The sequence below is a fragment of the Metapseudomonas boanensis genome (assembly GCF_018704125.1).
Classification (GTDB): domain Bacteria; phylum Pseudomonadota; class Gammaproteobacteria; order Pseudomonadales; family Pseudomonadaceae; genus Metapseudomonas; species Metapseudomonas boanensis.
Window position 1 is genome coordinate 92594 of the sequence record NZ_JAGTIS010000007.1, and the last position, 15779, is coordinate 108372.

At 57.9% G+C, this 15779-nt stretch carries 13 protein-coding genes; 11 read left to right on the forward strand and 2 right to left on the reverse strand.

Annotated features, from left to right (window positions below):
• Positions 1–343 precede the first annotated feature (343 nt).
• The 7 genes from J7302_RS14435 to J7302_RS14465 all read left to right on the forward strand — a co-directional run bounded on the left by J7302_RS14435 (position 344) and on the right by J7302_RS14465 (position 9880).
• Entirely contained in the window at positions 344–1954 is a 1611-nt protein-coding gene (locus J7302_RS14435) for a type I restriction-modification system subunit M (RefSeq protein ID WP_215375746.1), read from the forward strand.
• A complete protein-coding gene (locus J7302_RS14440) occupies positions 1951–3183 on the forward strand; it encodes a restriction endonuclease subunit S (RefSeq protein WP_215375749.1) in 1233 nt (410 codons plus the stop codon). Before J7302_RS14435 ends, J7302_RS14440 begins: the two co-directional genes overlap by 4 nt.
• 10 nt (positions 3184–3193) lie before the next feature.
• Entirely contained in the window at positions 3194–4084 is an 891-nt protein-coding gene (locus J7302_RS14445) for an OST-HTH/LOTUS domain-containing protein (protein ID WP_215375752.1), read from the forward strand.
• A gap of 3 nt (positions 4085–4087) precedes the next feature.
• Complete coding sequence (locus tag J7302_RS14450) at positions 4088–7369, forward strand: type I restriction endonuclease subunit R (RefSeq protein ID WP_215375755.1); 3282 nt, start codon at positions 4088–4090, stop codon at positions 7367–7369.
• A gap of 13 nt (positions 7370–7382) precedes the next feature.
• On the forward strand, positions 7383–8093 hold the full coding sequence (locus tag J7302_RS14455; RefSeq protein WP_215375758.1) for a YgjP family zinc-dependent metalloprotease: 711 nt from the start codon (positions 7383–7385) through the stop codon (positions 8091–8093).
• A gap of 69 nt (positions 8094–8162) precedes the next feature.
• A complete protein-coding gene (locus J7302_RS14460) occupies positions 8163–9284 on the forward strand; it encodes an XRE family transcriptional regulator (RefSeq protein ID WP_215375762.1) in 1122 nt (373 codons plus the stop codon).
• On the forward strand, positions 9281–9880 hold the full coding sequence (locus J7302_RS14465) for a hypothetical protein (protein WP_215375765.1): 600 nt from the start codon (positions 9281–9283) through the stop codon (positions 9878–9880). Before J7302_RS14460 ends, J7302_RS14465 begins: the two co-directional genes overlap by 4 nt.
• 135 nt (positions 9881–10015) lie before the next feature.
• Here J7302_RS14465 and J7302_RS14470 read toward each other — a convergent pair whose 3' ends face one another.
• Both J7302_RS14470 and J7302_RS14475 read right to left on the reverse strand, forming a co-directional pair.
• The gene (locus tag J7302_RS14470; RefSeq protein WP_215375768.1) at positions 10016–10246 is read right to left on the reverse strand and encodes a hypothetical protein; all 231 of its coding nucleotides are present in this window, start codon (positions 10244–10246) and stop codon (positions 10016–10018) included.
• A gap of 241 nt (positions 10247–10487) precedes the next feature.
• Complete coding sequence (locus J7302_RS14475; RefSeq protein WP_251702075.1) at positions 10488–11531, reverse strand: HNH endonuclease; 1044 nt, start codon at positions 11529–11531, stop codon at positions 10488–10490.
• Between the two features lie 880 nt (positions 11532–12411).
• Between J7302_RS14475 and J7302_RS14480 the strand changes: the two genes are divergently transcribed.
• The 4 genes from J7302_RS14480 (at position 12412) to J7302_RS14495 (ending at position 15445) form a co-directional block, all read left to right on the forward strand.
• Entirely contained in the window at positions 12412–13575 is a 1164-nt protein-coding gene (locus J7302_RS14480) for a hypothetical protein (RefSeq protein WP_215375771.1), read from the forward strand.
• Positions 13576–14009: 434 nt separating this feature from the next.
• Positions 14010–14519 carry a hypothetical protein gene (locus J7302_RS14485; protein WP_215375774.1) on the forward strand — a complete coding sequence of 170 codons (510 nt, stop codon included), beginning with the start codon at positions 14010–14012 and terminating at the stop codon, positions 14517–14519.
• Positions 14520–14530: 11 nt separating this feature from the next.
• On the forward strand, positions 14531–15061 hold the full coding sequence (locus tag J7302_RS14490) for a DUF5384 family protein (protein WP_215375777.1): 531 nt from the start codon (positions 14531–14533) through the stop codon (positions 15059–15061).
• A gap of 54 nt (positions 15062–15115) precedes the next feature.
• Positions 15116–15445, forward strand: a complete 330-nt coding sequence (locus J7302_RS14495; protein ID WP_215375780.1) for a hypothetical protein — start codon at positions 15116–15118, stop codon at positions 15443–15445.
• The last annotated feature ends 334 nt before the right edge of the window (positions 15446–15779 follow it).

Here is a 15779-nt window from a genome sequence, read left to right on the forward strand (position 1 = left end):
ACCCTGCCACCCTGCCACCCTGCCACCCTGCCACCCTGCCACCCTGCCACCCTGCCACCCTGCCACCCTGCCACCCTGCCACCCTGCTGGAGGCGGGCAAAGTTATTTGCCGTTTCGGCCAGAGTTAAGCGTTTAGGACGAAGCTAATAGCCCACTGCCCTGTCAACAAACCCCTGTTGACCGAAAGGTCTACCGGGGTTTTGTTATTTTATGGGGATTGATTTTTCGGGCTCCAAGTGACGTCGACTTGTACAATCAGACCCACTTTTTCTGATGTGCCTACGCGCAATGGCAGCAATCGCCGGGTGCTGGGCGCCGTATTTTTATAGGGATTGATTTACCCATGGCTGACAAGCTGTCACTCGAAACGCTGGAGTCCTGGCTCTGGGAATCCGCGAACATTCTGCGCGGTTCCATCGACTCCTCTGACTTCAAGAACTACATCTTCGGCCTGCTCTTCCTCAAACGTTACAACGACGTGTTCGATGAGCGTGTCGCTAAGCTGATGAACGACGAAAGCCTGAGCTATGGCGATGCTCAGGAAGAAGTCGAGGACAAATGGGGCAAATTCCCTATCAGTGCCCGCTGGTTCGATCTGATCTCACGCACCGAGAACATTGGCGAAGCCCTGGACAAGGCGTTCGCGACCATCGAGGCCAACAATCCTGAGCTGCAACATGTACTGACGGCTACTCAGTACGGCGACAAGCGGGTGCTGGCGGACGCCACCTTGCAGCGTCTGCTGCGTCACTTCAACCAGTACAAGCTGGGCAATGACGACCTTTACAAGGCCGACATGCTGGGCGATGCGTACGAGTATCTGATCAAGCAGTTTGCCGACGACGCCGGTAAGAAAGGCGGCGAGTTCTATACGCCCAAGGCTGTGGTACAACTGGTGGTTGAGTTAATCGACCCGCAGCCCGGCCATAGCGTGTATGACCCCACCTGTGGCAGTGGTGGCATGCTGGTGGAGAGCGCTCACCATGTATCTGGTCTGCCCAATGGCACCTTGATGGGTAAACCCAATGTGCTGTTGTACGGGCAGGAAAAGAACTTGGGCACCTGGGCTATCGCCAAGCTCAATCTTTACCTGCACAACATGCACGCTGCCATTGAGCGCGGCGACACCCTGGTGGAGCCTAAGCACCTCGACGGCGACTATCTGAAGACCTTCGACCGGGTGATCGCCAACCCACCATTCTCGGCCAAGTCCTGGTGGACTCCGCTGGAGTTAAGCAACGAGAACGAGCAGGAGAATGGCAAGAAGGCTAAAGCGCCCAACTACAAGCAGGTCAGTGACCCTTACGGTCGACTGGTCTATGGCATCCCGCCACGGGGCTATGCCGACCTCGCCTTTGCTCAGCATATGCTGGCCAGCCTTAAGGCAGATGGTCGCATGGGGGTTATCCTGCCGCACGGTGTACTGTTCCGTAGCGGCGAGGAGGGCAAGATTCGTGAGGGGCTGCTGTTCGGTACTGACGCTGCTAGCGGCAACCAGCCTGGTGATCTGATTGAAGCCATTGTCGGCCTGCCCTCTGCTCTGTTCTACAACACCGGTATCCCGGCCTGTGTGTTGATACTCAATAAGCAGAAACCTGCTGCTCTGAAGGGCAAGGTCATCATCATCGATGCCAGCCGTGACTACTTGGAAGGCAAGGCGCAAAACAGCCTTCGCGTTGAAGATATCACCCGCATCGTTAGTACCCACAAGGCCGCATTTGAGCAGCAAGTCGAGGTCGAGAGCTATTGCCGGGTCGTGACGCTGGACGAAATCCGTAGCAACGACGGTAACCTCAACATCGCTCGCTATATCGACAATGGTGAAACAGAAGAGTCCATCGATGTAGCTGCAACCTTGGCACAACTAGCAGAACTGGATGAGGAAGAAGCTCAGATAGATGTACGACTCAGTGGCTATCTGGTTGAGTTGGGGTTGCTGGAGGCCGAGGCATGAGTTTAGTTGGTAAGCACGGATACAAAGAAACGGCTGTCGGTTGGGTGCCAGAAGACTGGAGATGTGAACAACTGGGAGGCTACCTAACCCTTCTGACCGGCGCACCATTCAAGTCTGAGCTTTTCTCATCGGATGGGGGCATTCCGCTAATTCGTATCCGTGATTTGCTGCGAGGCTTCAGCGAAACAGGTTATGTAGGCGAATACGACGACCGATACCTCGTAAATGCTGGGGACGTATTGGTCGGCATGGACGGCGAATTCCATGTTGTGCGATGGAAAGGCTCACCGGCACTCTTGAATCAGCGAGTTTTAAAGATTTCAGAGAAGCCAGGGCATTCAGATGTAGGTTTCCTTTTTTTCCTCGTTGCCAGTGTTATAGGAAAGATACAGGACGGTATTTCGGCGACAACGGTTAAGCACCTGTCCACCAAGGACTTACAGAACCTAACCGCAGCAATTCCCCCGCTTCCCGAACAGCAAAAAATCGCCGCCGTTCTCACAGCTGTTGACGGCAAGCTGGACGTGATTGCCCGCCAGATTGAAGCCACCCAGGCCCTCAAGCAGGGTCTGATGCAAACCCTGTTCAGCCAGGGCGTTGCTAATTGGCCCTCGGTTTCGTTACAGGAGGTTGCGGAAGTTCGTACTGGTGTTGCGAAAGGCAAAAAGGGGCTGAAGGAACCTATCGAACTGCCGTACCTGCGGGTTGCCAATGTGCAGGATGGGCATATCGACCTCACTGAGGTAAAGACCATTACGGTGGAAGCGGCCCAAGTTGGGCGGTATGCGCTTCAGTCTGGTGATGTACTGATGACCGAAGGTGGGGATTTCGACAAGCTAGGCCGTGGGGATGTTTGGGAGGGACAGATATCCCCTTGTCTTCATCAGAATCACGTCTTTGCTGTACGACCAGCTCCCTCCAAACTGAATTCCTATTACCTTGCGGCGTTAGCCGCAAGTGATTATGGCCGCCAGTATTTTCTCTCGTGCGCTAAGCGTACTACGAATCTAGCTAGCATCAACTCATCCCAGTTAAAGGCCTTTCCGGTGCTTTTGCCACCTCTGGATGAGCAAGTACGGATTGCCGATATTGTGGCTGCCGCCAATGCTCGCATTGAAATACTGAGCACGAAAAAGGCCCACTACCAAACCCTCAAGCGAGGCCTGATGAAAAAACTGTTAACCGGCGAATGGCGGGTCAAGCTCGATAGCCCTACCGGTACAGCCTGAGTCTTTCTTCATGGACGAAATCACCCCCCTGCCCTCGGAACCGGTACCTGACCTTCAGCGTACCGTGCAGCGCAAGCTTGGGCGCTGCATGTTGCAGTTGCAGCAGTACGAGCGGCTGCTCAAGGCCATGGTGGCCCATAGCGAGCTAAGCGGCCCAGCGGAACGACTTCAGGAACTCCGTGACGAGAAGGTCGCCTGTGCCCATAAGAAAACCCTGGGCACTTTGGTCGGGATGCTGACCGAGAGCTATCTGAAGCTGCCGGACTTGCCTGATACGCAGGATCAACCCGAAGCCGATAATGGCGACCGGATGTGGTTTAGCTTTCGGTATCAAATGGAGTTACCCGAAGAGCGCTACGTCGAGACCAAGGCTGCGCTCAAGGAGTTGGTCGACCTGCGCAATGAGTTGGTGCACCACTTCCTTCAGCGCTTCGACCTTTGGGCCGTGGATGGCTGTGTAGCCGCCGAGACATATCTCGATGAGAGTTACGAAACCATCCACGGCCACTACCTGACGTTACGCGACTGGGCCAAATCCATGGATGAGGCTCGACAGCTAATGGTTTCGTTCATGCAAACCAAAGAGTACGAGGATGCTGTTTTGAACGGCATCTGGGTCGATGGCACCGTACACTGGCCCAGCAGCGGGATAACGGCCTGCTTGCGTGAAGCGGAAACCAAGCTCGCTCAGGCGGGGTGGACACCTCTGTTCGAGGCCATTCACTGGATTGCCAAGACCTACCCCGAGCAGACGCCCAAACGCTATGGCTGTGGCAGTTGGCGTCATGTCATCCATGAGTCGCAGCAGTTTGAAATTCGTAAGCAAAGCCAAGCCGATAATGGCGCTACGGTGGTTTGGTATCGCAGTCGGCCGAGGGAAACCTCCAAGGAACAGGAGTAAGCAATGAGCCAGTCACCGGAGAAGGTCGGGGTCGAGCTGCCCGCCATCAATTGGCTGATCAAGTTGGGCTACACCCATCTGCCCGGTAACCAGGTGCAGGTTGAGCATCGTCACCTGGCACCGGTACTGGATGATGTATTGCAGGCTCGGTTGCTGACCCTCAACCCATGGCTGAAGACTGCACCCGGTGGCATCAGTGCCGCACTGATCGAGCTACGCAAGCGCGTCAACGATGAGCTGTTGCCCGCCAACAAGGCGTTCTGGGAACAGGTGGTTCACCGTTCGGATATCCAGGTGAAGGATGTCGAAGGCAAGCCGCGCAGTGTGCGCTTCTTCGACGCCAGCGATGCCAGCAACAATGACTTCCATGTGGTCGATCAGTACGTGGGGCGCAATGCGGATGGGGATGTTTTCCGCCCTGACCTGCTGCTGTTTGTGAATGGCTTGCCGCTGGCCATCATCGAATGCAAAGCCAGCCATCACCGCCTGGATGAAGCCCTGGGGCAATTGGATGGCTACCAAAGCACCTTCCCAACCCAGTTTGTCTTCAACCAGGTCTGTGTTGGGCTGAATCGGCGTGAAGGACTATATGGCGCGATACTGACCAAGCCAGCGTATTACGCCCGCTATCGGTTGCAGGGACAGGAGACTGCTGCTGTTGCTGCCCTATTAGGCGAGGCGCCGAGTGAGCAGGAGAGCCTGCTGTGGGCCCTGTTCGAGCCGAACCGCTTCCTGCAACTGATCACTCATTTTGTGCTGTTCGAAACCCGCGACGGCAAGACGGTGAAGAAGCTGCCGCGCTATCAACAATGGCGGGCCGTGCGCAAAACGGTGGGTCGCCTGTGCGCGCCGAAGCCCATGGGCGGTGTTGTCTGGCATACCCAGGGTAGCGGCAAATCACTGACCATGGCCCTGCTCGCGCGCATGCTGCGTGCCGATAGCACGGGGCTGAACAACCCTACCGTGCTGGTACTGACCGACCGCAAAGACCTCGATAAGCAGATCTTCGATACCTTCCATGCGGTGGGCATCCATGCCATTCAGGCTGTGTCGGTTGATGGCTTGGTGAAGATGTTGTCCAACGACTACGGCAGCGTATTTACCAGCACGGTGCAGAAGTTTCAGGAGAACGATCAGCCCGGTGAACAGGCCGCCGAGACACCTGACGAAGAAGATGACCTGCAAGCGACTCGCCATCGGCGTGTTCGTGAGGACAAGGACTTCTTCATCGTGCATGAGCGCAACGTTCGCCACCTGGCGGTGGATGAGAACGGTGCGCCGGTGAAGGCCCAGTGGGAAGAGATCAGCCGGGAGAAGGTGCACTTCCGCGTGCTGAGTACCAAGCCCAATTTCTATGTGCTGGTCGACGAAGCTCACCGCAGCCAGTACGACTTCCTCGCAGCCTTTATGCGCGCCAGTTTGCCCAACGCCAAGTTCATCGCCTTCACCGGTACGCCGCTGCTGCAAGAAGACAAACACACGCTGGGCGAGTTTGGTGGTGGCGAGTACATCGACGAATACCGCCTGCATGAAGCGGTGGCGGATGGTGCCACCCTACCGATCAAATACCACGATGCCTGGGTGGCGCTGTCGGCCAATGCTGAGTTGGATGCCGCGTTCCAAGAGCAGTTCGCCGACCAGAGTGAGGTTCGCCAGCACGAGTTAAAGCGTGAACTGCTGCGCCGCTGGCGTCAGGCCGGTGACCGCATGGAACAGGTCGCGGAACATCTAGTCGAGCATTTCCTCAGTAACGTAAAAGCCAAGGGCTTGAAGGCCATGCTGGTGTGCGATGGCCGCGACATGGCGGTACGCTACAAGGATCTGCTCGATGCGATCATGGTCGAGCGGGCGCAAACAGGGCTGCCAACCTTTGACAGCCAGGTAGTTATTTCCCTGGCCAGCATCACCTCTTCCCGTACCGGGGCTTCTGCCATGGAAGAGGCGGCAGAGTACGAGATCGAGGCCGACAAGATCCGCAGCATCGAGGAGCGGGTGAAGGCCGAGGTGAAAGCCGGAAAGATCCCGGTGGCCATGCCATCCGAGCAGATCGGCAACTTTGTCAGCAAGCTGTTTCCCCTGCCCTACGGGGAAGAAAGTAAGGGGCTCGATGGTAAGCCGCAGGCGAACAACGTCGGGCTGATCATCGTTTCCGACATGCTGCTGACCGGGTGGGATGCCCCGATTGTCGGCACCATGTACCTCGACAAGCCGCTTAAGGAACACACCCTGTTGCAGGCCATCGCGCGGGTGAACCGTACCCTGCCCGGCAAGAATGCCGGTTACATCGTGGATTACCACGGGGTGGTTGAGCACCTTGACCATGCGCTGAAGATTTATGGCGGCGACGTGAAGCCTTCCCAGGTCTGGGAAGGTGTTGAAACCGAACTGCCCAAACTGCAAGCCACACTCGACCGCATCCTCAAGCTGCTGCCGAAAAAGCATGACCCGGTGGCGCAGCGCGAGGCCTACAAAGACGACGCCGAGCGTTTCCTTGACCCCGCCACCCGGTTGGACATGGTCGAAGAATTCCTCGACCTGGTGAAGCAGTTCAACCGCTCGGTGGACATCATCCTGCCGGATGTCCGTGGAGTACCTTTCAAGCCCTTTTTCACCCTGCTAGGTGAGATTCGCCTGATGCTGCGCGACAAGCTTCCGGGCAGTGCCTACAAGGAACGCATCACCAAACTGGAGTCCGCGCTGCTGCAACAGCTGCTGGATGAGTACATCGCTGCCAGTCCGGCCAAGAGCCTGCTGGGCCACGAGGTATCGATTCTGGATGCCAGTGATATGGAGCGTTTAAAGAAGCTGGCGAGCCCAGGTAGTCGCGCCCTGGTGATGAAAAACCAGCTGAAGCAGACCATCGTCACCGGCAAGGACAAGGATCCGGCATTCTTCGACAAGATAGCCGAGGAGCTGGAAAAGCTGCTGGAAGAGGAAAAGGCGGGTCGCATTACCCAAGCCAAGTTCCTGGAGCAACTGGAGCTGTTCAGCCAGCGGATTCAGGACAAGGACAACACCGGGTTTAATAAGCCAGCGCACTCAGCGGTGTACCACTATCTTGCTGCCCTACTGGCTGAGGACACGGCCAGAGTGGCTACGACCAAGCTGTTCGAAGATGAAATGCTGAGTCGTGCGCTGGCGACTGAAAACTGGAAGAAAATGCCGGATACGCACCCTGATTTTAGAGACCACCTGCGCGGGGTATTGATGCCTCTGGCGGGCTGGGAGCGTTCAGTGGCGCGTGATCACGCTAAGCGAATCTTCGATATCCTGCTGAAAAACTGACGCAGCGCCACCCATGCCAGTATTGAATTACGGCCAAACGGCTATCGAGTGGTACTTCCAGCTCGATAGCAAACTCAAGCGCCATTACGTGACGGTAGAACGGGGGCGGCCCGTTCTATTGCGCGGGCCGCAGGTGGATGAACCTGAGCAAGAGGCTTTGGTGCTGCGTCGTGCACGCTGGATTCGTGAAAAGCTGGCACAGGTGAATCAGCCCCAAGCCAGCGAGCCCATCGTGACGGGCAGTCGCCTGCGCTACGCCGGGCGCACCTATTACACCGAAGTTCGTCATGTGCCGGACGCCCTCAAGCCGCGATTGGCCTTCACTGCGTCACGCTTCATCGTTGATAACCCTGATGGTTTGAGTATTCACCCCGACGCGCTGATGCCCTTGTTGGAGCGGTTCTATCGGGAACGCGCTCAGGAGAAGCTCCCGCTGCGTGTTCGCCACTGGCAGCGCGAAACCGGTCTACTGGCTGCGGGTATGCGTATACGTCACTTCCAAAGCCGTTGGGCGAGCTGCGATGCGAACCATATCCTGGAGTTTCATCCTCGGGTGATGGAGCTGCCGGCCAGCGTGCAGGACTACGTCATCGTCCATGAGCTGTGCCATACGGTGGAAAAGAACCATACCAAGGCCTTCTGGGCGCTGGTGGCTAGCCATATGCCGGGTTGGCAGCGGCAGCATCAGGTGCTGGAACAAGCTGCTTTTGGGGATGCAGTGTGATGGTGCCATGGGCCTAGCAAAACTTGATTAAACTTGATTTTTTGTGGCTCGCTATTACACTGGCCAGCTATGCAAAATACCCTTCAAGTCGAGTCGCTCCGTGCGGCTCTAGCCGAGCGTGGCTGGACACAAAAAGACCTGGCGGATCAGTTGGGGGTTTCGGCGCAGTCCGTGACCAACTGGTTCAAAGGCAAGGACTTCCCACGGCCGGACAAGCTGCTCAAGCTGGCGACAACCCTGCACCTGACTTTTGCTCAGTTGGTCGAGCCGCCTAAGGATCAGCCCATCGTGGCTTTCCGTAAGCGAGCCGGCACCAAGACCACTGACGCGCACATTGCTAAAGCAATCGGCATCGGTGGCCTGCTCAAGCCCCTTGTGGACTTTCTGCCAAAACTGCCGACGCTACGTACCCAGATTTCTTCCCCTTCTACGTCCTATGCGCGGCTGCAAAGTGATGCGTTGCAGGTGCGCAGTAAGCTAGGAATAGGCGAACGTAGCGTTCTTGGTTATCAAGCGTTGATTGCCGAGTTCAAGGCGTGTGGCGCGGTGCTTGTGCCGGTGCTCTGGGGACAGAAGCAGCAGCACAAGAATGCTTTGCACATTTTGTTGCCGTCTTCAGACGTCACCTTCGTGTTCGTTAACCTGGACACCAAGCTGGAAGACTTCAAGTTTTGGATGGCCCATGAGCTAGCGCATGTCTATACCCCCGAGCTTGCCGGCAGTAATGAAGGGGAAGATTTTGCGGATGCCTTTGCCGGTGCCCTACTGTTTCCTGAGGCCAGCGCTCAACTAGCATATGCCGAAGCGGCGGGTGCGCCAGGTGCTGCTGGAGAGATTGCTGTCCTGCAAAAATGCGCTACACACCATGAGATCTCGCTGAATACGGTGTATCAGCAGGTTCAGGCCTACGCATTGGAGCATCAACTTCCGCCGCTGCGTGTGGCAGACAAGACCATTCACGCGGTTCGGAACAGCTCAGACCCTCAATGGGTGAGTGCGGTCTTGTTTGACCCTGTCCCGCCGAAGCCTGCGCAGTACATGGCAGCCGCAGAAAATGTCTTCCAGTCGGCGTTTTTCCATGCGCTGAAGTGCATGATTCGTGAACATGGCACGGGCCCTTCGTATGTTCAGCAAATTATGGACATTTCACTGGTGGATGCGATGGGGATCCATGAGGAACTGGCGAGTTGAGTTCTGCGCATACGCTGGTGCTGCTGGATACGAATGCCTATCTCCGCCTCGCCAAGCGTATAAGACCAATGCTTGGGGTCGCGTTTGGTCAAAAAAACTATGTGCTGACCATTCTGAAAGACGTCGAGACGGAAGTGCATCGCAACGGTGCACTGAAGTTCAAGTATCCCTGGTTCGACGGCGAGGATGTGGCCGCTGAACGGGGGGCGAAGCAGGTACGCCTCAAGGCAGAAGAAAAAGCTCAGCTGGATGCAGCACAAAGCGTGCTGCACGGATGGGTCTTGATGAACCCAGTTGCCTATACCACGCGTAAGCGCTCTCCTCCGTCCTCAACAGACTGTCGAGTGCTCGCATTCGGTCAGATCAGAAATGCCATTGTGGTCACCGATGATTTGGGGATGCATCAGTTGGCCACGGACTTTGGCATTACGGTTTGGCATGGTCATGAGTTACTGAAGAAGATGCTCACGGCAAAATTGATCACCAACGAGCAGGTGAAGAGCATTTTCGAAGCCCTGGAGCTCAATGGCGATTTGACGGAAACCTGGCGCGAAGCGAAACATTCAACCTTTTCAAAGCTCTTTGGTAAGGCTTAAAAGAGCGCGTCTGTAGCGCGTGTAGTGGCCGACGCACGTGTACCTATCAGCCCCCACCGAGGCATATGGTGCTGACAGCAAGGGCAGCAGCCCGGCGGTGCTTGGTGCAATGGAGTGGCGGTAGCAACACTGGATTCACAGCTCGACCGTCAGCACCTTGATCCCCATCCCTTCGCAGAAGCGCCCCACTGCCGTCAGCGAGCGCCAGACCCTCACCGGTTCGCGTCGCGAGCGCACCGGCCACCACTTGGCGCCCAGGCGCAGTTCCAGGCGCCACCCCTCCCCGTCGCGCAGTGCGCGAAACTCCCGCGCCGCCCCGGTCTCCACCAGCGCCTGCAAGGTCTCTTGCTCAACGGCTTTTCTCATGTATGCCCCCCCCTACTCTCGCGTCGAACCAGTCACCCGGGTTCTGGTATAGCGCAGGGGAAATGACCGGATGCCGCCATTGGCCAAGTGGAAACCGGCACCTGGCTAGGTGTGGGGAGCGATTGACCATAACGCCCCATTAGGCGCAGCGCCCGGCGCGGTAGTCGCTGCGCGGATAGCTTGCCGGCCCACGTGGAGGCCGAGGCGTGGCTCTGGTCGCATGATTGCTCGCCCGGTTGGCTCAGCTATTCGCTACGGATCGAGCAGCCTCCTGGCGCTTGGCGATCTGTGTAAAGGCGGCCTGTAGTTCGGCCCGGTTGGCCCCGTGGTGGGCGGCCCGATGATCGTTGGCGCACAGGGCGATCATGTTGAGGGGGTGGTCAGGGCCTCCGTCCGCCAACGGCCGGATATGGTGGGTTTCCAGGTAGCGCTTGCCGTTGGCTTTGAGGAAACCGTGCGAGAGGCAGTATTCGCAGCAGCCGTGCGAGCGCAGGAGCACCGTCTGGCGGTGCGCGGGGTTGCGGGGATACACCGAGGTGGTGCGTTCTTCCGCTTGCACGCGGTCGTCAACGATGAATTGGTCGTCCAGATCGATGCCGTAGGAGTCGGTGGTGATGGCCGGTGGTAGGGCTTCCATGGGCACTTGGCGCGGTGCTGGAGGGGCGTTCGGGGCAGGCTCGGCGGCGGACACCATTGCGACGGCGTCCAGGGTGGCGGAGGCTGGGCTCCGAACGAGGACGTACGCCCCGCTGTCGCGGTCGTAGCTGTGGACGTGCCACAGTTCGTGATCCAACTCGCGCCGGTCGGCGCGTTCCCGCTCCTGCTCCTTGGGCGCCGCACGGTCGACAATCGCAACGGCCAATGAGGCCCGTCTGCCGTAACACTGGACAATGGCGCGATTCATCTCGCGCGCGTGCCGGGCCCAGGTGCGGCCCCGCTGGTAGTCACTCCGGGCGCGTTTCTTCGCGTCTCCTCGGAGCTGCCGGTAGTCCTCGCCCATGCGCTCATACGCCAGCGCTTCGGCCTGAGCATTGCCCGCATAAACAATCAGCGAACCTTCGACACGCATCTGGTCGTACCACAGACAGAGCAGGCTGGCCCCGCTCTGAGCGTCGATGAACGCCCAGCGGGAGCGATAGTGGGGATTCGTTCGGAAGTCTTCGACAGGCTCACCGTCCTCGTTGACGTGCCAGGGACTGACATCGAGCCCGGCCTCCGCCACGACGTCGTAAATGCGTCGGCATTGTGACGGCTTGAGGGCGCGCAATTGCTCATCGGGACTCATCAGGACTCCATGGCAGTGTGGTCACCACTTTCTGGCACGGCGCCGATCTGTCGGCGGCTCAGCCGGGTTATGTTCGCGCTGGCGTGGATCAACTTGGTGGCTGGTTGGGCGTCCAAAGGTACGAATGGAGTAGCACGACTCGCTCCCAGCCCCAAATCGTCTGCCAACACCTTGCCCTTCTCCGTGGGCGTCGCGCTAGCCGGCATGGGCCCAAGCAAAGGTAGATTGGCTGGATCCCCTGCTCAAGACGCCGGATGAATTGCTGATTCAGCAGATTGAGCTCCCGCCTGGGAGCGACGGCGGGTGATCCAATCCGGAAGCCCACCCGTTGCGATGGTCGTTTCGCCGCCGGTGTTACGGGGCGTCTACTTTTCCGTAGCAGCTCGGGTCGGATGGGAACAAAAACCAGCGTGCGTGGCTTGTAGTGTCGACGTTGAATTTTGTTAAGGTTTGAAAAATATGTATTTTTTATTTTTGGCATGAACTGTGCTTAATCGGTTGCACAACAAAAACAATAGCCACAAAAACACTTCGACTCTGGCACAACAAGAACAAGACGACAGAGCGGAAGCAAACCGATTTTTTTGGAGAGGGTGTGCCGTTTCCGGCCCCGGCGACCAGCGCAACAGAATAAAACTACCTGAAGGTAGCGCCTGCACTGGTTGGTTCAGTACATGACAATGGCAAGGCCAGCGTCCAAAAAAATCTGTTTGCCTTCGACCCAACGTCGGGTCGGCTAAGACTGGCGCAATGCGCCCGGTCGCTAAAAACAACAACAGATCGATAGAAGAACAACAACACACGCAATGATCTTGGGAGGGGAGCTACGGCTCCCCTCTGTGCTTTCTGCTGCCCCTGCTTTCTGCGGAGTGCTGCCCGTATGCAAGACCAGTACGACCGAGCTCTATTACTCAAGGAAGTTTGGTCTGAGCCTTTGAGCGTGGTTGCCACTCGATACGGCCTATCTGACGTGGGCCTTAAAAAGCTGTGTTCCAGGTTGCAGATTCCAACCCCTTTGCGCGGCCATTGGGCAAAACTCAGGGCTGGAAAGCGAGTCGCCGGTACTCCAACCTTGAGGGACTACACGGGCCTGCCAATCCACCTGCTCAAGCCGAAAGAGCCGCAGCCGGCTACATTAGGCCGCTCAATTCAAAGCAGCGCGCCTGAGGTTCCCCGTCTTCAAGCAATTCTCGAGTACGAGCAACATCCTGATCATCGAATCGTAGTACCCCAAAGCCTGCGAAATCCCCATGTCCTAGTGGTTAAGACGCAAAAGGCCTTGGCTGATCCATACCTGGATCAACGCGACTTTCCCAGGCCCCATGGCGAGGCCTTGGATCTTCGGGTTTCCAAGGCGATGCAACCCCGAGCGCTCCGCGTCGCGGACACTTTGATCAAGGCGCTTGAAAACCGGGGCTATCCAATCACGGTCGAAAGGAAGGCTACCCATGTCGGCATCCTAGGTATTCAGATCCAGCTGACGTTTTTTGAGTCCGCGCGACGTTCCAAGTACCAGCCGACCGAGCAGCAGCTGAAGAAACTGGCGCGCGACGAATGGGTGCGAATCCCCGATTGGCAGTACCACCCGACTGGGCTGCTCCAGGTGCTGGTCGACGAGGGATATGGAGGAAAGGTCACTGACTCCACCAAAGCAACTGTTGAGGAACAACTCAATCAGGTGATCTGTGACGTCGCTCGCCGGGCCGTGCATTTCTTAGTGAGTCGCGAACAGCAAGCCATCGCCGAGGCTGAGCGCCAACGCAGGCGCGACGCTGCATTGGCTCAGAAGGCGATGCAGGAGGCTGAGCGCAAACGACTGCTTGGCCTTTTGAAACAGGCCCGGCAATGGGAGCGGGCCTGTTTGCTACGTCGGTACCTTGATGAGGTTGAGCAGACCTGGCGTCGGCACGGTCAACTGACCCCAGATCAGCTGGATCACCTGAGCTGGGGGCGGGCAAAAGCCGACTGGGTCGACCCCTTTACTGAGGCTGCTGATGAATGGCTGGACAAGGTGATCGAGGTACCGAGTCGATATTCGTGGTGAGCGACCCATGACCCGGCGCTGATGGTGTCGTCTGCTGCACCAGAATCGGGGTAATGACATCACTGATGCCATCAAGGTCTACTGCCTTAACCGCATACTTCTGGTATGGCGCAGGCGCGCGAATCGGCGTCCAGGCCTGCGATGCAGGTGCGCCAGGGCCCGGCCCGGTGTGGAGCCTGATTGACCCTAACGTCTCTTACGCATAGCCGTCCTCCGCGACTGCACGCGAGGACGGCATTCGCGGAGTTACCTGCGGGTTCGCTGCCGTTCACCGCATCGGTCGCGCATCACTTATTTCTGAATGATCTAGATAGAGTCCTTTCAATTTCTGTTGGCTTTACCCCTGCGGATCAGTGTGTTTAGAATGATGGCAAAATGATGCACGTCGCCAAGGACTGCTCTGCATGCTTTTCCACACACCAGGGACGTTAGAAATGATGATGCTGAAACACTGTCTGGCCCTCTCCGTGGCCGCCGTTCTCGTTGGCTGCCAGGCTACCGGTGAGCAGTACCAAGCCGATGTGTTTGACGCCAGTCAGGTGAACACGCAACAAGAGGCCAAGACCGTCAAGATCATCACGGTTTCGCCCACCAAGATCAAAGTTAGCAACGAGAAGAACAAGAAAGCCGCCATGATGGTCGGCGGGGTGCTCGGCGCCATCGGCGGTGCGGCACTGGGCAACCAGCACAATCGCGATACCGCCATAGTCGGTGGGGTCGCGGGTGGCGCTGCCGGCGCGGCCGCAGGTTCTCTGGTCAACGACACGTCCCTGGTGCCCGGTGTGCTGATCGGCTACTCCGAAAACGGCAAGATCTTCACCTCCGCCCAAGTCGGTCGTCCGTGCGAATTCCAAGTCGGCGAAATCTCCCTGATGGTCATGACCGTTTCCAACGAAACGCGCATCCAGCCGAACGCTGCTTGCCCGGAACCCAAGAAAGGCTGAGGCCCTAGGACATGAAACGAATCGTTCTGGGTTCGGCGCTCGCCCTGATGACCCTCCCGTTACTGGCCGGTCAGTTTGACCAGCTGTACCAGATCGAGCAGCAAACCAAGCAGGCGGAGGCGACTGCCGACGCTGAGCGCGCCCGGCAGGCCGCCATTGCGCAAGAGCGCGCGGAGGCGCGCGAGGCAGCTGCCCGCAAGGAGCGCGCTGCTACCCAAAGGGCTGCTGCTCAGCGTGCTGACGCTCAGCGCCAAGCCCAAGCTGCGGAGCAGAAGCGTGTGCGCAGCCGTGAGGAGAACTACGAGGACGAATTGCGCGCACTCGAACTGGAAGAGCGCCGCCTAGCACTGCAAGCCAAACGGGCGAAGGTGTCCCGTGCTAATGACTACATTGATGCAGAGCTGCGCGATAGCGCCGCCCGCACTGATGTAATTCAGTCCCAAGCTGACTCCGCACGCAACGTGACTTCCGGCACCAAGTCGCTGCTGGAAGATGCCGGCAAGGCCGAGGTAAATCGCTCCAACAGCCTGTTCGGCGAGTAGTCCGCCCTTCGATCAGCCCCGTGTTGGGGCTGATCTTCTCTGAGAGAATTCACCATGCTGCGTCGTTCTACGCTGCTAGCAGCCGGGCTGTTGCTCAGCGCCTGCTCCAAGGAAGATCCCCAAGCCCAGTTTCCCACGGTCGACCTGCACGGGCGCCTGGTGGTTGACCAGGCCATGACTGACAGCCGCCAGGCCCAAGGTATCCAGGGCGATTACTACAAGCGTGTCCTCAATGTGAATGGTCAGGACATGGCCTTTGCCGACTTCATCAAGCAGTACTGCCCGGATACCAACACGCGCAACGAAACCTGCCTGAAAGCCTTCCGCATCAAGAAAATCGATGATGTGAGTGGCGCCACCAAGTTCCTGCCCAACGGACTGTGACAGCAAGTCAGGTCTTGGATCGTATGGCAGCGGGGGTAACCGGGTTGGGGCCAGCTCAGGTCGACTATCCTGCGCCGCCTGCTGCACGGCTTCGACGACGGCGATTGTTTCACCGGTGGCCACAAGCTGCTGGCCGGCGCCGCCAACCTGTGCTGGGCTGGGGGATGGTAAGTAGCGCTTGACCGACCTCGCGCTGGCGATGAGCAAGGCTTTCACCCTGTGCTGCACCCTCGACGAAGCGGCGCAACTGGTGCTCAGCCAGGCAGAAACGTTGTGCAAGGCGTGGTTGTCGTGTCCATCCCAGGACAGTTGCCCAGGGCGGATGGCCTGCCGA